Source organism: Paenibacillus solanacearum (genome assembly GCF_910593845.1).
Taxonomy (GTDB): domain Bacteria; phylum Bacillota; class Bacilli; order Paenibacillales; family NBRC-103111; genus Paenibacillus_G; species Paenibacillus_G solanacearum.
The window spans coordinates 1-17,019 of record NZ_CAJVAS010000026.1 but is presented as its reverse complement, the minus strand read 5'-3'; the positions used below and the strand labels follow the sequence as shown (position 1 = coordinate 17,019).

Here is a 17,019-nt window from a genome sequence, read left to right as displayed (position 1 = left end):
ACAGAAAGGATAGACGCGAAGAACATGACACGTGAATCTCAAGTCGTTCGTCTCACTGTACCGGCCGAAGCGGAATTTATCGATCTCGTTCGGCTGACGCTATACGGTATTTGTTCGAAGCTCGGTTTCTCCTATGAGGAGATCGAGGATATGAAGGTAGCGGTTGCGGAAGCATGCAACAATGCCGTCGTGCACGCGTACGATCCGGGACGGCCCGGAGAGCTGGAAGTGCGGTTCGAGCGGATCGAGGGCGGGCTGCGCATATCGGTCAAAGATTCGGGCCCGAGCTTCGATTTCGCGGAAAAAGCGCGTCAGGCGGAGCCGCTGCTCGGCAAGAGCCTGGATGAAGTTCGCGTGGGCGGTCTCGGCATTTATTTGATGCAGGCGCTCATGGATGACGTTCAAGTACACACCGGTGAAGGTACCGAAGTGGTCATGACCAAGCGGGTGTACAAAAGCGAGGAAATGGTATGAAAATCAATTCGGAGCGATTCGCTAACGTAAGCGCGGAAGAGCTTATCGTACAATATCAGCAAACGGGCTGCAACGAAATTGCGACCGTGCTGCTGCAGCAGTATGAGCCGATGGTGAAAATGGCCGCCGGCAAAATGTCCCGCAATCGCCCCGATCTGTTTGAGGATTTGTACCAGGTGGGGCAAATGTCCGTGCTGAAGCTGCTGTCGCAGTTCGACTTGTCGATGGGCGTGCAGTTTGAAGCCTATATGATGAAAAGCGTCATCGGCCACATGAAAAATTATTTGCGGGACAAATCATGGTATGTGCAGGTGCCGCGGCGCATCAAGGAGAAGGGCAACCAGATTCAGCAGGTGATCGACACGCTGACGGTCCGGTTCGAGCGTTCCCCCAACGTCGACGAAATTGCGGCCGAGATGGAGCTTTCCGTCGAAGAAGCGATTGAAATTTTGGCCGGCCGCGATTATTACCATTACGTCTCGCTCGATACGCCGCTGTCGTCCGAGGATAACGGCTCCACCATCGGCGATGTGATCGGCAGTCCGAGCGATGCGTACACGCAGGTGGAGAACCGGCTCGTGCTTCGGGGAGCGCTCGTGCACTTGAAGCCCGAGGAGCAGAAGGTGCTTCAGCTCGCCTATGTCGAAGGGCAGTCGCAGCGCGTGATCGCACAGCAGTTGAACGTATCGCAGATGAGCGTCTCCCGCATCCAGAAGCGCGCGCTCGATAAACTGAAACATTATTTTAAGGAAGAGGAAGGCTTCGGCTGAAGGCGCGTCCAACGTGGGCGCGCTTTATTCGTGCGTTCGCGAGCGGCCGGATGGTGCAGGCAGGCTCGTTTTGCCATGGATAACGGCGCGTGGTATAGTGATGACTGAGGTGACCTTTCGTATGAAAAAAGCGGCATTGCTGCTCGTATTGACGGCGACGCTCGTTAGCGCGTGCAGCCCGAAGGAACAAGCGCAGCAGCATCATCAGCATCAAGCGCCGAATGGCGATATTCGAGAGCAGACGGCTTCGGCCAGCGTACTGCCCGACTTTCTGAAGAATAAACCGGAGCCGATTCGGGTAGTCTACCAGGCGGCGGGACAAGCGACCGAGCTGCTGCAGTGGATTCCTTGCTTTTGCGGCTGCGGCGAGAGCGCCGGCCATCAAAGCAACCTGAACTGCTTTATCCAGAAGAAGAACACGGACGGCTCGATCGTATGGGACGACCACGGCACGCGCTGCGACGTCTGTCTGGAAATCGCCGTGCAGTCGATCCGCATGAAGCAGGACGGGAAGTCGGATCTGGAGATCCGCAAGTTCATCGACCAAACGTACAAAACCGGGTATGCGAAGCCTACGCCTACACCGATGCCTTCGGCATAGCGGAACCCTTCCGCCCATGCCGCATATCATATCACGTAAATGCAAAGCACGGCGGCGGAAGCCCGGTGCTTTTTTTCAAATGCTGGAAGCCGCGGCGAAGATAGGGATGCGTTCAGGTCCCTTCGATTCGGACGAAAGCCCGAACAGGATGAATGAAATACGGCGTACCGGCTGCATTCCGAAGGTGCATCCGTTTCTCCGGAAGCTGTATTCGGGCAATCGGTTTCGCCGGTTCCATGCAAAGCGGAGGTGGTTTCATGAGTGAAGAAATGGCTGCGGGCGACAACGACCACGGCTGGCGCAAAGAGCGAAGCGGCACCAGCCTGCCGGAAGTATACCGGTCGATGCGCATTCCGAAGCACGGCTCCTGGATCAAAAAGTTTCTCGCCTTCGCCGGTCCGGGCTATTTGGTGGCCGTCGGGTATATGGATCCCGGCAACTGGGCGTCCGACCTGGCCGGAGGCTCGATGTTCGGCTACACGCTGTTATCGGTTATTTTACTGTCCAGTCTGATGGCCATCCTGCTGCAAGCGCTCGCGGGCAAGCTCGGGATTGTGACCGGACGGGACTTGGCGCAGGCATGCCGGGACCATTACAGCCGGCCGGTAGCTATGGCGCTTTGGGTGCTCTGCGAGCTGGCGATCGCTGCGTGCGATTTGGCGGAGGTGATTGGCACCGCGATTGCGCTCGAGCTGCTGTTCGGCATCCCGATTCTGATCGGGGTTATCATTACCGTGGTCGATGTGCTGATCGTGCTGCTGCTGCAAAACAAAGGCTTCCGTTACATAGAAGCGATGGTGATTGTCTTGATCGCCACGATCGGCCTTTGTTTTCTGGCGGAGATCATCTGGTCCCGGCCGGATGCCGGCGGGGTGCTGAGAGGGTTTGTGCCGAGCTCGGAAATCGTCACGAACCCGGCGATGCTGTACATCGCGATCGCCATTCTCGGAGCGACGGTCATGCCGCATAATTTGTACCTACACTCCTCCATCGTACAGACGCGGCAGTTCGAGCTGACGCGGGAGGGGAAGAAGCAGGCGATCAAGTACGCGACATGGGATTCCAGCATCGCGCTGTTCTTCGCCTTGTTCATCAATGCGGCCATCCTGATCATCGCCGCGGCGACGTTTCACCAGACCGGTCATACCGGCGTAGCCGAAATCGGCGATGCGTTTCATCTGCTGGCCCCGCTGCTCGGTACGACGCTGGCCAGTATATTGTTCGGGGTCGCGCTGCTCGCCTCCGGCCAAAACTCCACGCTGACCGGCACGCTCGCCGGGCAAATCGTGATGGAGGGCTTCCTGAACATCCGGCTGCCCTCCTGGCTGCGCCGGCTTATTACGCGGCTGATCGCGATTATTCCGGCAGTTATCGTCACCGCCATCGCCGGAGAGAGCGGGACGGCGCAGCTGCTCATCTTGAGCCAGGTCGTCCTCTCGCTGCAGCTGTCGTTTGCCGTCATTCCGCTCGTCATGTTCACGAGCGACCGCGCCAAGATGGGCGAATTCGTCAACCCGCGTTGGCTCAAATGGCTGGCCTGGATTGTCGGCGTACTGATCGCCGTTCTGAACTTGTATTTGCTCGTGCAGACGGTCATCGGCTGGTTCGTATAATGATTAAGAAAATAGAGCCTGATTCAAGCAAAGAGCAAATTGCTGCCGTCCGAACGGGAACGTTGCCGTCGGGAGCCGCGGTTTGTTCTTTTTTTTGCTGGAAAAACGAAACGTTATTGGTTGTTCTTGCGTCATATAATGCGAGATTCATACGTTATGGTTGTAAACAGACACATCCATCCGGGGGCATGCACGTCGATATCGGGCCGGATCAGGACAGAGAATGAGTGAAGGAATGAGGAGACGTATGCGAAGTACAAAAACGATCCTGGCTTTATGTGTTTCGGCAAGCTTATTATGGAGTACGGGCGCCTTTGCCGCTTATACCCCGGACTTGGCCCGCTGGGCTACGCCGGATGAGGTGCGCGTGGAAGGCATCAATAGAGCGGACGTCATTCTGGATACGAAGACGGATTTAAGCTGGACTGCCGACCAGCTTAGCGGATTTCCGCCCACAGGCCAGCTTGGCGTCGGACGCTTTCTCCCTTCGTTCGTCTATCAAGTAGACGAAGGCAGAGAGCTGCAGCCGCAAATCATGGTGAGCGATTTACCGGGGGCGAAATTTACAAGAACGCCCGCGGACAAGGATGGCGGCGACCGGATCAAGGTATCCGTCCTGGGAGCGTCGTATTTGAAGGCGGATAAGGAGTATACGTTCTATACGGGCTGGAGGTACTCGGGATCGAAGGACGGCAATCCGCAGGTGACGCTGAGCTCGCTTCAAGAATTCGACCAGGGCGCGGGCGGCGGAATCTATGAGCAGATCGAGACAGAGCGTGCGTTGACCCGGCTGAGTTGGAAGCAATTCGAACCGGAGTTGACCCCATACGATAAAAATCTTACATCGCCATTCACACGGGATAATCCATTCTACTTTACCAGAGAATACGACGAAACCTTCGCAAGCGATGCGATCATGAAAGGCTATTCCTCGATCGATTCGAAGTCTGCGCTCGATCAGTACAAAAGCGACGCGGCCAAACGGTTGAAAGCGACCCCTGACTGCTGCGGTCAGGTACGTTTTGCGATCACATTGAACAAAAATGTCGGGTTTCATAAAGTAGCGGAGCTCGCCAAAGACTACCGGCTGAATATTACGCAGTACTACGCGTCGGCGGAACGCGAGGGAAGCAAGGATGAATATACGATCAGTTGGTTCGATTCGAAATGGGATCGCCCATTTCCGCTGATCCTGAAGGCGGTTGGCCGCTATACCGCTTTACAGTCTTCGGAGCTGGAGGGCACGGCAAGCGTGGAGGACTTGAAACGAATCAGCAACGCTCCGGAAGTGATGGTAGTCGATATAGAAGACCGGGGAAAGCGGCCGACCGGCGTGTATTGGCTGAACAAACGATTCTCCGAGTCGAAATAGTCGGCGGCGTACTAAGCAGGGCAGTGAGCTGCGGCTGATATGGGGTTCGACCGACCGCCGCGCAGCGCCGCAACGCGCGCCTGGGATTGGCGCAAGCCGGAGAGATAGCTTCCGTGATCATGACAACGGAGGCTATCTTTTTTGCACGTTGTGGTATGCGGGGGCATGCGGCTAATCGGCTGGCTTGACCGCTTCCACGGCAATGAAAATATCGCCCCAAAGCGACTGCAGCTTCATGATCTCGAATCCTTCCGAACGCAGAAGCCGCATCGTGTCACGGTTCAGATGGCAGCCGTCGCAGAGGCGCTTCCATGCCGGGGTCAGCGCATCCTGCAGCGGCCCCCATACCGGATGTTCGAGCCGGACATGCTCGAACAGCAGCAGCCTGCCGCCGGGACGGCACACGCGCTTCATCTCGCGAACGGCCTGCACGGCATCCGGCACGGTGCACAGCACGAGCGTGCCGACGATCGTGTCGAAAGCGTCCGCGCCGAACGGCAGCCGTTCCGCCGTGCCGGGAAGGATGGTGACCGGTACCGCCGATTGGCGAATCCGGGCCTCGGCTTGCTCCCGCATCGCTGCGGACGGCTCGATGGCCGTTACGCGTACGTTCCGGTACAGCGGGAAGTTGATGCCGGTGCCGGAACCGATCTCCAGCACGTCCCCCTGTGCGCGTGCAAGCAAAGCGGTGCGAAGGGGGAGAAAGCTGCGACGCTCAAGCGGTTCCATCAAACGGTCATAGCGGCGGTGAAACCACCGGCTGTTGGCGGACATCCTGATCTTCCCCTTTCCCGGTTTGTTTGCTTATCCCATTGTACCTCCAAACCGTGCCGCACACCAAGAAGGCGCATTCGCCGATCGAATGCGCCTTCCTGTATATCGAGATAACGGAACGGCTTGCGCAGGCAGGCAGGCCCCGCCGCTCCTGCCGAGAGTCGGTTACTCCCGCCGAACTCAACCGGTCGATTTGATCGTTCGCTCCGCCCCGTCGAGCGTTTGATGCGCGGTGTCTGCCGTCTTGTCGACCGCGCGGTGAGCGGCGTCTTCTGTCCCGGCCACGGCGTCCGCGGTGCGGCTGATCGCCTCGTGCGTGACTTCGGAAGCGCGGTCGGCAACCTCGTGCGCCTTGTCCAGCAAACGGCCGCTCTGCTCCTTGTACGCTTGGGCTGCGTTACCGGCCGCTTCTTTGGCCGTTTGCAGCCATTCCTGCCCTTTGGACTGGAGTGTTTGCGCTTTGTCCTTCAGGTCGTTTCGCAGCGTTTTGCCGGATTTGGGCGTAAGCAGCAGGGCGGCTAGCGAGCCGGCGGCCGCGCCGATCATGACGCCGAGCAGAAATCCGCTGCGCAGGGGCTGCTCCGTTGTGGTAGACATCGTATCTGTGGTAGACATCGTCGTCACTCCATTCATTTTAGATTGAGTTTGTTATCGTGTCGGAATGTATGAGCTTTCAGCAGAGATGAACCATGCTAACGGTTCAGCAAAATTTGATTACGGTCTAACGGAGCTAAAGGGACTTCGAACTCTAGCTTCTCTCATAGTCATGAGGTTTTCAACGCGAGAGACTTGTCTAGCCCGGGAATGAATCGACCGGATTAGACGGCACGACCGCGAAACGCTTTGGACAGCAGACCGAGCAGGAAAACAAACAAGGCGGCGCCGACAATGGCCGGAATGACGGCAAAACCGCCGAGTACCGGACCCCAAGAGCCGAGCAGCCACGCGCCAAGCCATGCTCCGGCAAAACCGGCGATCATCGACCCGATGATGCCTCCGGGCATCGCGCCCGGGGCGATGGCGGAACCGATCGCGCCAATGACGATGGCCATGATGATTGTAATCAGCAAGCTTACCATGTTCATCACACTCCTTTTCATGAAGCTGGTCTTGCTTGTCCTTTACTTACCCGCCTGGCGCGGCGATGAAACGGAAGGGGCATGATCCAGCCGGAGCAGAGAGCATTCCGCAAGCGCGAATTCCCGGCGCCAGTTGGACGATGCGTCCATATACAGGCTGTGTCATGAGCGGCCAACGTCTGCCGCCTAGCGCCTTATAGGGACGGCCGAATCTGGTCCGGGCCCCGCCGCATGCCTGCGCGAAAAAATAGGGAACCTTTTCGCTTCGATTTCGTCCAATGGTTGTGAGGTGAACCCGGGTGACCTTTGAATATTTGAAAAGCTTGACCGGCGGTCTGGATAAAAACGCCGTCTTATCGGAAATTATGGAGGCGTACGGCGAGGATGTGTGGAATTACGCTTTCTTCCTCACGCGCCAGCCTGCGCTGGCTGACGATATTGCCCAGGACGTGTTTGTCCGGGTGTACGAGAAGCTGTACACGTTTCGCGGCGAAGCGGGCATGCGGACGTGGCTGCTCACGATTACGCGCAATCTGGTGCGCGACCATTGGCGGTCGGCCTGGATTCGGCGCGTTATTCCGTTCGGCGCGCTGGAGCGCAGCGACATCGGGCCGTCGGCCGAATCGCTGGCATTGAGCGGCATGGAGGCGGAAGAGCTGTGGAACACAGTGCTCAGCCTCCCCTTCAAGCTGCGCGAGGTGCTGCTGCTTCACGCGCATCACCGGCTGCCGCATACGGAAATCGCCCGGCTGCTCGGCATTTCCGAAGGAACGGTCAAATCGCGCTTGTTCCGGGCGCGGGCGAAGGTGTCGGAGAAGCTGGGACGAAAGGAGGAAACGCGATGAAGCGAGTGGAGCCGGAGCATTGGGAGAAGCAGCTCGCCAAGCTTCCCTTGCGGCAGGGGGGCTTCTCGAAGGAGCTGATGCAGAAGGTGAGGGAACGGGTGGAGTCCGGCCCGCCGCAGCGGCGCGAGCGCCGGTGGCTCCGGTGGAGCCCGGCAGCCGCCTTGGCCTTGGCGGCTGTGATCGGCATCGCGGCGCAGCCTGGCCTGCTGGCGGAAGCGGTCGCGAAGCTGTCCAAGACGCGGCCGCCGGCATCGCCGGAAGCGCTGACTCCGCTGGATTCAGAGCAGAAGCTGACGCTCAAGGTCGGCAACATCGCCGACATTTCGTTCGGCTCACGCTATGGGGCTGCGTTCATGGAACGCTATCCGAATGTGGCGCTTCAGACGGATGCCCCGGGAGGTCTGGCGCCGTGGAGCAGCAAGGCCCGCGTGGAGCTGGACGATTGGCTCGTCCGGGAGAAGCCGGACGTGCTGATCCTTACCCCGGAACAATACGAGCGTCTGGCCAAGAACGGGAAGCTGTATGCGCTGGACGACGCGATCCGGCAGGACGGCTTCGACCTGAACAATATGCACGCAGGCGTCGTAGATCAGCTGCGTTCATCCGGCGGCGGGAAGCTCTATGGGCTGGCGCCGCAGTATGAACAGCTTGCGATCTATTACAACAAGGACATGTTCGACCGGTATAACGTGAGCTATCCGAAGAACGGGATGAGCTGGGAGGAGCTGCTGCAGCTTGCGGGAGCATTCCCTGCGCACGGGAAATCGAAGCAGCAGGCATACGGACTGTCCGTTCCTCAGGGCGTAAGCCCGTTCGAGCTGGTGCAGCTGGCGGGCAAAGCCCGTGGGCTGCGGCTGACGGATGCGGAAGGAACGCGGGCGACGATCGATACGCCGCAGTGGAGGCAGCTGTGGAGCCAAGCGCTGGAAGCATACCGCAATGGCGTCGTGTACCCTCAGCTGCAAGCAACATCTTCGACTGCCGCTGCGGAGACGTACCGTTCGGATGCGTTTCTTACGGGGCAGGCGGCCATGGCGCTGCAAAGCTACGGCTTCGCGTACGAGATCGCGGAGGCGCGGAGGCTGGCTGTGCTGCCCGCCTTCACATGGCAGACCGCTGCGGAGCCGACCGATCCGTCCATGCCGGGCCGCTCCGCTTCGTTCACGGCCGGTGCGGTCTATGCGGTGCATGCGGAGTCCGCCCAGAAACGCGCCGCCTGGGAGCTTGTCAAGTTCGTCAACAGCGAAGAGACGGCACGGGCTGCGCTTTCGGCCTCACCGGGCGCGTTTACCTCCTCGCGCTTGCCGAGCCTTGCCGCATCCGGCCTGCCGGGCACGGCAGCCAAGGGGCTGGAGGCGTTCTATACGCTGCTGCCTGTGAAGAGCACCCCCCCGGCCGCAGCCCCCCCGAGCTCCTTCTACCGCGACGTCGAGCGGCTGGCGCTGCAGCTGTCCGAAGCGGTGCTGAGCGGCAGGAAAACGCTGGATGCGGCGCTGCAGGAGCTGCAAGCGCAAGGCCAGCGGACGCTGACGCAAGGAAGAAGCGATGCATTAAAGCGATAGTCGATGTGGATACGCCTCCGATACCAAAGAAAAAAACCACAAGCATCGCTTGTGGTTTTTTTCCTGGATGAAATAGACTGTTCACTTGCTATGCGCTTGGTTCACAAGCCCAGGATTTGTTTTTTCTTGGCGTTAAACTCTTCTTGCGTAATCATGCCGGAATCTTTGAGCCGAGCCAGTTTTTCTAAGTCATCTATTGAACCGACTAGGCTGACGGAAATCCCTTTACTGCGCTGAATGCTACCGATTTTATAGCTCATGATATATTCGCGAATTTTTTTTGCTTTTTTCATGTTAAAGGGCTGTATTAGTACAACATTGGCATCGGCAGCCTTCAAACCATCATTTTTAGTTACATGCAGGTCAGGCGTAATAACCTGTAAGTAAGGAACTTTTAAGAACGGCTTCACTATGTTGACGGATATGACATCATCTAGAGGGATCATTCGAGTATGGGATACTAGCTTTTGTATGTTGTCCGGCCTAATCACCAGGTAGTCGACGTATAATTCCAGGGTAGATGTAAAGCCGCTGATTTTGTCTAACAAATCCATCACCTCGAAAAAAGAATTTGTTCCCATCATACCATGTATTACTAAGCTTGTTGATACATTGGGAAGTTATAAATTCGGTTATTCCGATTTCGTGAGGATATGAAACAGCGATGCGTGTTAAAGAGGTAATCTTAATAAAGTCTACGGCAATTGCTTCTTTGCGTCAGAAACAATGCGGCTGATGCCGGTTTCCTCGGTATAGACGTTCTGCTTCTCCCGGGTGATTTGGCGGGAATGCGAGACAAGGGAGGCGAGCATGTCCGAAGCCCGGCTCACGTCACCGTCTTTCGACGCTTGCTTGAGCGCGCTCAACGCTTGGGAGGCCTCGGCTTCGGCGGATTTTACCGCGTTCTTCGAAGCTTTGATCCGTGCGTTGGCTTGATCGATGGCGGATAAGGATCCGCGAATCTGTTTCGTTTTTTTCGCCGCCGCGTCCTTGGCTTCCTTCAAGGCTGCCTCCTTGATTTGGATGTCCAGCCGGGCAAACTGAACAGGGATTTTCAACATGCCGGCCTGCAGCCGAAGCATGCTGGAGAGCTCCTTGTTTTTCAGCTTTCCCGCCTCCGAGATTTGTTTGTTCAACGAGGTGTAATGGGTGAACAGCGGCTTGTACCTTTCCTTCGCTTGAGCCAGCACATCGGCGAGCGGTGCGATCTTGTCGCTGTCGATTTGTTTGATCTGTTTGTTCAGCGCCGTTAACGCCGCCTGGTTCTCCGCGTGGAGCGACTTGATGCTGGCGTCCGATTCCTTTTCCTGACCGAGCAGTGTGAGCAATTCGTCATACCGCATGCGGACTTGATCGGCTTGCGTGTGACCTGACCTAACCATCTTGTCGAGCGATGTCTTGACGGAAGCGGTGAGTGCGATCTGTGCGGCCGTCGCGGTTCCCGCCATGGGCGAAGCCAGCATCCAGGCGACGAGCGAAGCGGTAATCCATTTGTAACGTTTCATTGCATTTCCTCCTTCGGACCGGTACAAAGTGGGCGGCTCACGACAAAAAGCACCCGTAAGAAAGGCATGCGGCCTTCTCTTACGGGTGCTTCCGTCGTAAGCGGTCAATTGGAAATATATGTTCACTATACAAAACATGGCACGAGGTGTCAATGCAAGATGCGTGAATGCTAGGCTGCGTTGCGGTGCCGTGCGGCGGCCGGCCGAGCCCCCGTCCCCGCAAACTTGGGGAAGCGCCGCCATGCTCAATGGCAGCCTTTTGCCCCGCTCGAACCTATTGCAGTAGGCAAGGCTGCCGCTGAGGATGTATGATAATAGCAAATATTTGCATCATCATATGGCACTTTGGGTCAAGTGAGCGTGTCACAGGGATAGGAAGGGGGCTTGCCGCATGGATGCGCAGCAGCTGCAGATTATGCGCAGCTATTTGGAGAATACGCAGATTACGCTGGAAACGGCGCACTATACGAAAGTGAACGCGGGCTGGAAATTCGACTTCAACCTGACGGATGTGAACCGGCTCTATTATATCCGCGAAGGCGAAGGGTGGATCCGGGTGCGCAACAAGCTGTACCATCCGAAGCCGGGACAACTGCTGCTGCTGCCCGCCGGCGTGCGGCTGGCGTTCGGACGGCTGAACGACAACGGATTCGGGAAATATTGGTGCCATTTTACGGCAACGGTCGGGGAAGTCAATCTGTTTCAAATGCTCGATCTGCCCTGCTGCATCGACGTGCAGGACGAGCCCGCGCTGGAGAAGAAGTTCCAGACGCTCATTGCGCTGTACCAGAACCCGTCGTCGCTCACCTCGCCGCTGCGGATCAAATCGCTGCTGCTCGAGCTCGTCTCGGATTACATGGAAGCTTCGCTCGGTCCGGATCGGGGGCTCCGGCTGGCGCCGACGGCGGAGACCGGCAAAATCAATACGGTGCTGGAATATATCGAGGAGCACTTGCAGGAGCAGATGACGGTCGAGGAGCTGGCCCGGCTCGTGCATTTTCACCCGAACTATTTCATGCAATATTTCAAAACGATGCTCGGCCTGTCGCCGATCGCCTACATTAACCGCAAACGGATGGACAAAGCGAAGGAGCTGCTCATGTCGACCGGCCTGTCGGTGACGGACGTGGCGGATCGGATCGGTCTGGAGCTGTATTATTTCTCCCGGCTGTTCAAGAAACAGAGCGGCCTGTCTCCGACCGAATACCGCAAGTATACGGAGAGACGCCATGCACAGGAAGCAAGCGATGGAGATGTCTTACGGTAAAAGGAGCACAGGCAGGCCGCCTGCGGTTCAGCGCAGCCGGGAAAAAGGGGGAGCGGACATAGGAGAAGGGAGCTGCGGGTGTTCAGGGCAGAGGCGGCCCGTTCCGCGGTTGTCCGGTAAATAGGGCAGCTCCGTCTTCATGCCCGCTCTGGCGCCGCATTCGGCTGCCTCTTGAACTGGTTCGGCGTCATGCCGACATGCTTTTTGAACAGCTGGCAAAAGTAAGAGAAGTTGCCGAGCCCGACGGCTTGGCCGATGTCCTGCACGGACATATCGCCTGTCCGCAGCAGCCAGCACGCCTGACGGATGCGCCGGGCGGTCAAATATTCGGTGATGCTGCTGCCGACCGATTGGCGGAATACCGCGGACACGTGGTTCGGCGACAGGTGCACCTCGTGCGCGAGCCGCTCCAGCGAGAACGGCTCCATATAATGCGCCTCGATCCAACCCATGACTTTCTCGGCAGTGGAAGAAGTCTTGAGCGGAGCGGGGCTGCTCTGCATCGACAGGTCGGCGATCGTCTTCCAGTGGTGAACGAACGCGGTCAGAAACAGCAGCTGCTCCTCCAGCAGCAGCTCGGCCGACGGCTGCGCAAGCAGTGGCAAATAAGCACGGAGCAGCGCCTCCGTCTTCTCCGGCTCAGGGCTGCGGAACAGCTGCGGGGCGAGCGGATCTTTCCAGAGCGTGCCCCAAAAAGCCCGCAGCGCGGGAAACGGGGCGAATGCTTCGTCCAGGACGGTCGGCTCGAATACGAACAGCGAGCGAATGTACGGCTTCTCGGCATCGGCGTTGATGCGGATGCGATGCAGCTGAAACGGCTTGAAGTACATTAATGTGCCCGGGGACATCTCGAAAATTTGTTGTTCTACAATGGCGGTTCCATGGCCTTCATGCACATAGAGCAGCTCCATCCCCTGATGGGCGTGGTAAATCTCGACAAATTCATGCGTACGGTCTTTGTAATACGAAAGCTGCACCGGATGCTGGTTCAAGTTCAAGTAGTTCATCAGCTTCACGTGAGTTCATTCCTTTCGGGCTGACCGTAATATAACAACATTTTATCATAAGAGCGCCAAACTATGCGGGCGTTTTTTTTGCTATGCTTATGCATAAGGCGAAGACGGGCGATCAGCGAATAGGTTGCCTGCCGCCTGCGGTTCAGATATGAAATGGATACCGATTTTCATTTTCCGACAAGGTTAAGCATAAAGGAGCGAATATCCCGATGTTGAAGCGGCGGTTGAACGATCAATGGGAGCATTATACGGGCAGTCTCGGCGGTCCGTGGGAAGTATGGCGCGCGGACAAGCTGAAAAACCATTACAATGTGCCGTGGCACGCGGTGGAGCTGCCGCACTGCTACAACGGACTCGACGTCATGGACCCGGACAGCAAATATTACCAGGGGCAAGGCTGGTACCGTACGAAGCTCGCGGTCGACAATCCGTACCCGAACGGACGGATACTGCTGCATTTCGAAGGCGCAGGACAGCGAACCGATGTATACGTTTACACGAATAAAATCGGTTCCCATCTTGGGGGCTATGACGAATTTACCGTCGACATGACCGAAGCTGCGGCGGAAGCGGCCCGAATCGAGCGGTATAAAGGCTTGGTGCCGGTAGCGGTCGCCTGCGACAACAGCCGTGAGCTGGAGACGATTCCGTCCGACGCGAGCGACTTTAACTTGAACGGGGGCATCTACCGTTACTTGAACCTCGTGTACGTGCCGGCGGTATCGCTTGCGCAGGTGCATGTGGCGACCGATACGGCCAAGCTGGAAGCGGGCACGCCGGCATGCGGCGTAACGGTGAAGGCGAAGCTGTACAATCCTGCGTCCGCGAGCGACAGCTTGACGTTGACGATCCGGATCAAGGATGCGAAGGGCGCCGTGATCGCGGAATCGGCCGTCACCTCCGCGCCATGGGAAGGCGAGAAGGAGCTGGCCGTGTACGAGCTGGCGAACCCGCAGCTGTGGACGACCGCCGCGCCGTATTTGTATACATGCGAGGTTGCGCTGAGCAGCGCACATGGCGAGACGTCGCTGTCCGAGCGGTTCGGCGTGCGTTACTTCGAATTCGTGCAGCACGGCCCGTTCAAGCTGAACGGGGAGCGGCTGCTGCTTCGCGGCACGCACCGCCACGAAGATCATGCCGGCGTCGGCCCTGCGATGACCGAAGAGATGATCCGCCATGAAATGCAGCTGATCAAGGACATGGGGGCCAACTTCATTCGTCTGGGCCACTACCAGCAGTCCCGCATCGTGCTTGAGCTGTGCGACGAGCTCGGCATTCTCGTGTGGGAGGAAATTCCGTGGTGCCGCGGCGGCCTTGGCGGCGAATCGTACCGACAGCAGTGCCGCGATATGCTGACGGCGATGATCGGGCAGCATTACAACCACCCGTCGGTCATCCTGTGGGGACTCGGCAACGAGAACGACTGGGAGTGCGACTTCGACTACTTTGACCAGCAGGACATTCGCGCGTTCATGAAAGAGCTGCACGACTTGTCTCACCTTCTCGATCCGAGCCGGTTGACCGCGATTCGCCGCTGCGAATTTTGCAAAGACATTATCGATGTGTACTCGCCGTCCATCTGGGCGGGCTGGTATCGCGGCATTTATACCGATTACGAATCCAGCTCCCGCAGCGCGTTCGAGAATGTCGGATCGTTCTTCCATATGGAATGGGGCGCGGACAATCTGGCGACCCGCCATGTCGAGAAGACGTTCACCGGCTTCGAATTCATTCCGCGCGGCGTAGGCGCGACGGACGAGCGGGATGGCGACTACTTGCTGACCGGCGGCGAGCCGCGCGTATCCCGCGACGGTGACTGGTCGGAGACGTACTTCTGCGAGATGATCGACTGGTATTTGAAAAGCCAGGAGCAAATGGACTGGCTGACCGGCGCGGCGCAGTGGGCGTTCAAAGATTTCTCCACGCCGGTGCGTCCCGATTCGCCGATTCCGTACTTGAACATGAAGGGCATTATCGAGCGGGATTTTACGAAAAAAGATGCGTATTACGTGTTCCAATCGTACTGGGGTCAAGCGCCGATGGCGCGCATTTACGGCCATACGATGCCGGTGCGCTGGGGCGCGGCGGACGAGCTCAAAACGATCAAAGTGTACTCGAACTGCCCCGAGGCGGAGCTGTTCCTGAACGGCGTCAGCCTTGGCGTAAAGCAGCGCGACTCGCAAAACTTCCCGGCCGCCGGGCTGCGCTGGGAGACGAAGCTCATGCCGGGAACGAACCATGTGAAGGTCGTTGCTCGCAAGGCCGGCGTTACGGTTGAGGATGAACTGACGTTCGAGTACCAGACGGAAGCATGGGGAGCGCCGGTTAGCCTCAAGCTGACGGCGGAGAAGCAGGAAGACGGCCGGATTTACGTGGAAGCCTGCGCTTATGATGCGCATGGCGTGTTGTGCCCGGATGCGGCAGGCTTCGTCCGCTTCGGACTTGCCGGTGACGGCCGCCTGATCGACAACCTCGGCACGATTCGCGGCTCCCGCCTCGTGCAGCTGGCTTCCGGACGTGCAGGGATTTACGTCGATCCGTACGGCGGGCTGCCCGCCGGCATCTCTGTGACGGATTTTGTCTCCGCAGGCGGCCCCGCCGCTTCGCTGAACGGAAGCGCCGGCCTATCCGGTTATTTGCCGGTGTCGGTCGTCAGCGCGGCGGGAGAAAGCATGCCGACAGCGTTCTATACGCTAACCCTGTAAGTACGGCGGGTACGAGTTCCATACAGCAACCAGATTGACGTTCATATAAAAAGGGCTTTACGTTTGGACAAGAGGGAAAAGGCAGGAAACGAAACGAAGGAGGCGTATACGATGACAACGAAAGTGGATACAAGCCCGTGGGACCAAGCGGCAAGCCTGCAGGAGGCGATCCCGGCGATCTGGGAAGCGCTGCAGGGCAAAGTCGACCGGATGATCGAACAATTAGGGGACAAATCGCCGCATGTCGCCAAGGCGGACGGCATTTACGATGACATGCGCCTGGACTGGTGGACGGCCGGATTTTGGCCCGGCATTTTGTGGATTATGCACGAGATGACGGGGAAGGACCACTATAAGGAAGCGGCCTGGGGCTGGGACGAGAAGTTCGAGAACAAAACGATCCAGGACAACAACTTCCACCACGACGTTGGGTTTCAATTTTTGCCGACGTCGGTCATCAAGTACAAGCTGACCGGCGATAAGGACGCGAAGCGTCGCGGTCTGGCTGCAGCGAACTTCCTGGCGGGCCGCTTCAACATCGCAGGATCGTTCCTGCGCGCATGGAACCAGGAGAAGATCGGCTGGTCGATCGTCGACTCGTCGATGAACTTGTCCATCTTGTTCTGGGCCGCGCAAGAAATTAACGACCCTCGGTTCGAGCATATCGCCCGTGCCCATGCCGATACGGTGGTAGATAAGTTCATCCGCGAGGACGGCTCGGTGAACCATATTCTGAGCTTCAACCCGCGCACCGGCGAGCTGATCGAATCGCTCGGCGGCCAAGGCGCCGGGCCGCACTCCTCATGGAGCCGCGGCGCTGCCTGGGCGCTGCACGGGATGGCGAACACGTACCGCTACACCGGCGATACGCGCTACTTGCGTGCCGCGCAGCGGGTCGCGCATTATTTCCTGTCGTGCCTACCGGAAGACTACGTCGCGCACTGGGATTTCCGCGCTGCCGATCCGCTGGACGGCGAGCCGCGCGACACGTCGGCCGCTTCCTGCGCCGCTTCCGGCCTGCTTGAGATCGCGGACGCGCTGCCGGGCGTCGAAGGCGCCATGTACCGCCGCGCCGCCGAGCGCATGCTGCTCGCACTGACGCAGCATTACGGCACGTGGGATAACCCGGCGCACGAAGGCATCTTGATCGAAGGGACCGGCAACAAGCCGGCCGGACAAAACGTCGACGTCTCCCTGATCTACGGCGACTACTACTACGTCGAAGCGCTGGCGAAGCTGCTCGGCTGGAAAAACCGTATTTTCTAAGACACGCTCCATACGAAACGGCAAACGGCTATCTTCCCGGTAAGGAGGATGGCTCAATGCCGAGATCAGCGCTTGACAGAAAATTCATAGGTTGAAAATGGAAAAACATCTGCTAATCCTGTATTGTTGTAAGTCCTACCGAACAACAAAAAAGGAATAAACAGATGCAG

Annotated in this window: 16 protein-coding genes; 10 read left to right on the top strand and 6 right to left on the bottom strand. The window is 58.0% G+C overall.

Features of this window, described 5'->3' with window-relative positions:
- Nucleotides 1–24 precede the first annotated feature (24 nt).
- From rsbW to KXG62_RS22685, 5 genes are all read left to right on the top strand, one after another.
- On the top strand, nt 25–474 hold the full coding sequence (gene rsbW, locus KXG62_RS22705; protein ID WP_218094304.1) for an anti-sigma B factor RsbW: 450 nt from the start codon (nt 25–27) through the stop codon (nt 472–474).
- A complete protein-coding gene (locus KXG62_RS22700) occupies nt 471–1,244 on the top strand; it encodes a sigma-70 family RNA polymerase sigma factor (RefSeq protein ID WP_218094303.1) in 774 nt (257 codons plus the stop codon). The genes rsbW and KXG62_RS22700 overlap by 4 nt, the downstream gene beginning before the upstream one ends.
- A gap of 121 nt (nt 1,245–1,365) precedes the next feature.
- Nucleotides 1,366–1,845, top strand: a complete 480-nt coding sequence (locus tag KXG62_RS22695; RefSeq protein WP_218094302.1) for a PCYCGC domain-containing protein — start codon at nt 1,366–1,368, stop codon at nt 1,843–1,845.
- 257 nt (nt 1,846–2,102) lie between these two features.
- Nucleotides 2,103–3,458 (top strand): Nramp family divalent metal transporter, encoded by a 1,356-nt coding sequence (locus tag KXG62_RS22690; RefSeq protein ID WP_218094301.1) that lies wholly within the window; start codon nt 2,103–2,105, stop codon nt 3,456–3,458.
- A 247-nt stretch (nt 3,459–3,705) separates the two neighbouring features.
- Nucleotides 3,706–4,830: a hypothetical protein gene (locus KXG62_RS22685; RefSeq protein WP_218094300.1), complete on the top strand. Its 1,125-nt coding sequence runs from the start codon at nt 3,706–3,708 to the stop codon at nt 4,828–4,830.
- 171 nt (nt 4,831–5,001) lie between these two features.
- Here KXG62_RS22685 and KXG62_RS22680 read toward each other — a convergent pair whose 3' ends face one another.
- The 3 genes from KXG62_RS22680 to KXG62_RS22670 form a co-directional block, all read right to left on the bottom strand.
- Entirely contained in the window at nt 5,002–5,604 is a 603-nt protein-coding gene (locus KXG62_RS22680; protein ID WP_218094299.1) for a class I SAM-dependent methyltransferase, read from the bottom strand.
- A 180-nt stretch (nt 5,605–5,784) separates the two neighbouring features.
- On the bottom strand, nt 5,785–6,219 hold the full coding sequence (locus tag KXG62_RS22675; RefSeq protein WP_218094298.1) for a YtxH domain-containing protein: 435 nt from the start codon (nt 6,217–6,219) through the stop codon (nt 5,785–5,787).
- Between the two features lie 203 nt (nt 6,220–6,422).
- Nucleotides 6,423–6,683 carry a GlsB/YeaQ/YmgE family stress response membrane protein gene (locus tag KXG62_RS22670; protein WP_218094297.1) on the bottom strand — a complete coding sequence of 87 codons (261 nt, stop codon included), beginning with the start codon at nt 6,681–6,683 and terminating at the stop codon, nt 6,423–6,425.
- Nucleotides 6,684–6,982: 299 nt separating this feature from the next.
- Here KXG62_RS22670 and KXG62_RS22665 point away from each other — a divergent pair, with 299 nt between their 5' ends.
- Complete coding sequence (locus tag KXG62_RS22665) at nt 6,983–7,528, top strand: RNA polymerase sigma factor (protein WP_218094296.1); 546 nt, start codon at nt 6,983–6,985, stop codon at nt 7,526–7,528.
- Nucleotides 7,525–9,090, top strand: a complete 1,566-nt coding sequence (locus KXG62_RS22660) for an extracellular solute-binding protein (RefSeq protein WP_218094295.1) — start codon at nt 7,525–7,527, stop codon at nt 9,088–9,090. Before KXG62_RS22665 ends, KXG62_RS22660 begins: the two co-directional genes overlap by 4 nt.
- Before the next feature lie 101 nt (nt 9,091–9,191).
- Here the strand turns inward: KXG62_RS22660 and KXG62_RS22655 are convergent, their stop codons facing one another.
- Together KXG62_RS22655 and KXG62_RS22650 are read right to left on the bottom strand one after the other, a co-directional pair.
- Entirely contained in the window at nt 9,192–9,638 is a 447-nt protein-coding gene (locus KXG62_RS22655) for an SHOCT domain-containing protein (RefSeq protein ID WP_218094294.1), read from the bottom strand.
- Nucleotides 9,639–9,785: 147 nt separating this feature from the next.
- Nucleotides 9,786–10,595, bottom strand: a complete 810-nt coding sequence (locus KXG62_RS22650) for a hypothetical protein (protein ID WP_218094293.1) — start codon at nt 10,593–10,595, stop codon at nt 9,786–9,788.
- A gap of 391 nt (nt 10,596–10,986) precedes the next feature.
- Between KXG62_RS22650 and KXG62_RS22645 the strand changes: the two genes are divergently transcribed.
- Entirely contained in the window at nt 10,987–11,862 is an 876-nt protein-coding gene (locus KXG62_RS22645; RefSeq protein WP_218094292.1) for a helix-turn-helix domain-containing protein, read from the top strand.
- Nucleotides 11,863–11,999: 137 nt separating this feature from the next.
- Here KXG62_RS22645 and KXG62_RS22640 read toward each other — a convergent pair whose 3' ends face one another.
- A complete protein-coding gene (locus tag KXG62_RS22640) occupies nt 12,000–12,869 on the bottom strand; it encodes an AraC family transcriptional regulator (RefSeq protein WP_218094364.1) in 870 nt (289 codons plus the stop codon).
- A 218-nt stretch (nt 12,870–13,087) separates the two neighbouring features.
- Here KXG62_RS22640 and KXG62_RS22635 point away from each other — a divergent pair, with 218 nt between their 5' ends.
- Nucleotides 13,088–15,583: a glycoside hydrolase family 2 TIM barrel-domain containing protein gene (locus KXG62_RS22635; RefSeq protein ID WP_218094291.1), complete on the top strand. Its 2,496-nt coding sequence runs from the start codon at nt 13,088–13,090 to the stop codon at nt 15,581–15,583.
- A gap of 111 nt (nt 15,584–15,694) precedes the next feature.
- Entirely contained in the window at nt 15,695–16,849 is a 1,155-nt protein-coding gene (locus KXG62_RS22630) for a glycoside hydrolase family 88 protein (protein ID WP_218094290.1), read from the top strand.
- Nucleotides 16,850–17,019: the final 170 nt, after the last annotated feature.

Coding starts and splice junctions, on each gene's coding strand:
- rsbW (WP_218094304.1), top strand. CDS start 25: ATGACACGTGAATCTCAAGTCGTTCGTCTCACTGTACCGGCCGAAGCG.
- KXG62_RS22675 (WP_218094298.1), bottom strand. CDS start 6,219: ATGTCTACCACAGATACGATGTCTACCACAACGGAGCAGCCCCTGCGC.
- KXG62_RS22630 (WP_218094290.1), top strand. CDS start 15,695: ATGACAACGAAAGTGGATACAAGCCCGTGGGACCAAGCGGCAAGCCTG.
- KXG62_RS22660 (WP_218094295.1), top strand. CDS start 7,525: ATGAAGCGAGTGGAGCCGGAGCATTGGGAGAAGCAGCTCGCCAAGCTT.
- KXG62_RS22690 (WP_218094301.1), top strand. CDS start 2,103: ATGAGTGAAGAAATGGCTGCGGGCGACAACGACCACGGCTGGCGCAAA.
- KXG62_RS22670 (WP_218094297.1), bottom strand. CDS start 6,683: ATGGTAAGCTTGCTGATTACAATCATCATGGCCATCGTCATTGGCGCG.
- KXG62_RS22635 (WP_218094291.1), top strand. CDS start 13,088: ATGTTGAAGCGGCGGTTGAACGATCAATGGGAGCATTATACGGGCAGT.
- KXG62_RS22700 (WP_218094303.1), top strand. CDS start 471: ATGAAAATCAATTCGGAGCGATTCGCTAACGTAAGCGCGGAAGAGCTT.
- KXG62_RS22640 (WP_218094364.1), bottom strand. CDS start 12,869: ATGAACTACTTGAACTTGAACCAGCATCCGGTGCAGCTTTCGTATTAC.
- KXG62_RS22650 (WP_218094293.1), bottom strand. CDS start 10,595: ATGAAACGTTACAAATGGATTACCGCTTCGCTCGTCGCCTGGATGCTG.
- KXG62_RS22645 (WP_218094292.1), top strand. CDS start 10,987: ATGGATGCGCAGCAGCTGCAGATTATGCGCAGCTATTTGGAGAATACG.
- KXG62_RS22680 (WP_218094299.1), bottom strand. CDS start 5,604: ATGTCCGCCAACAGCCGGTGGTTTCACCGCCGCTATGACCGTTTGATG.
- KXG62_RS22695 (WP_218094302.1), top strand. CDS start 1,366: ATGAAAAAAGCGGCATTGCTGCTCGTATTGACGGCGACGCTCGTTAGC.
- KXG62_RS22685 (WP_218094300.1), top strand. CDS start 3,706: ATGCGAAGTACAAAAACGATCCTGGCTTTATGTGTTTCGGCAAGCTTA.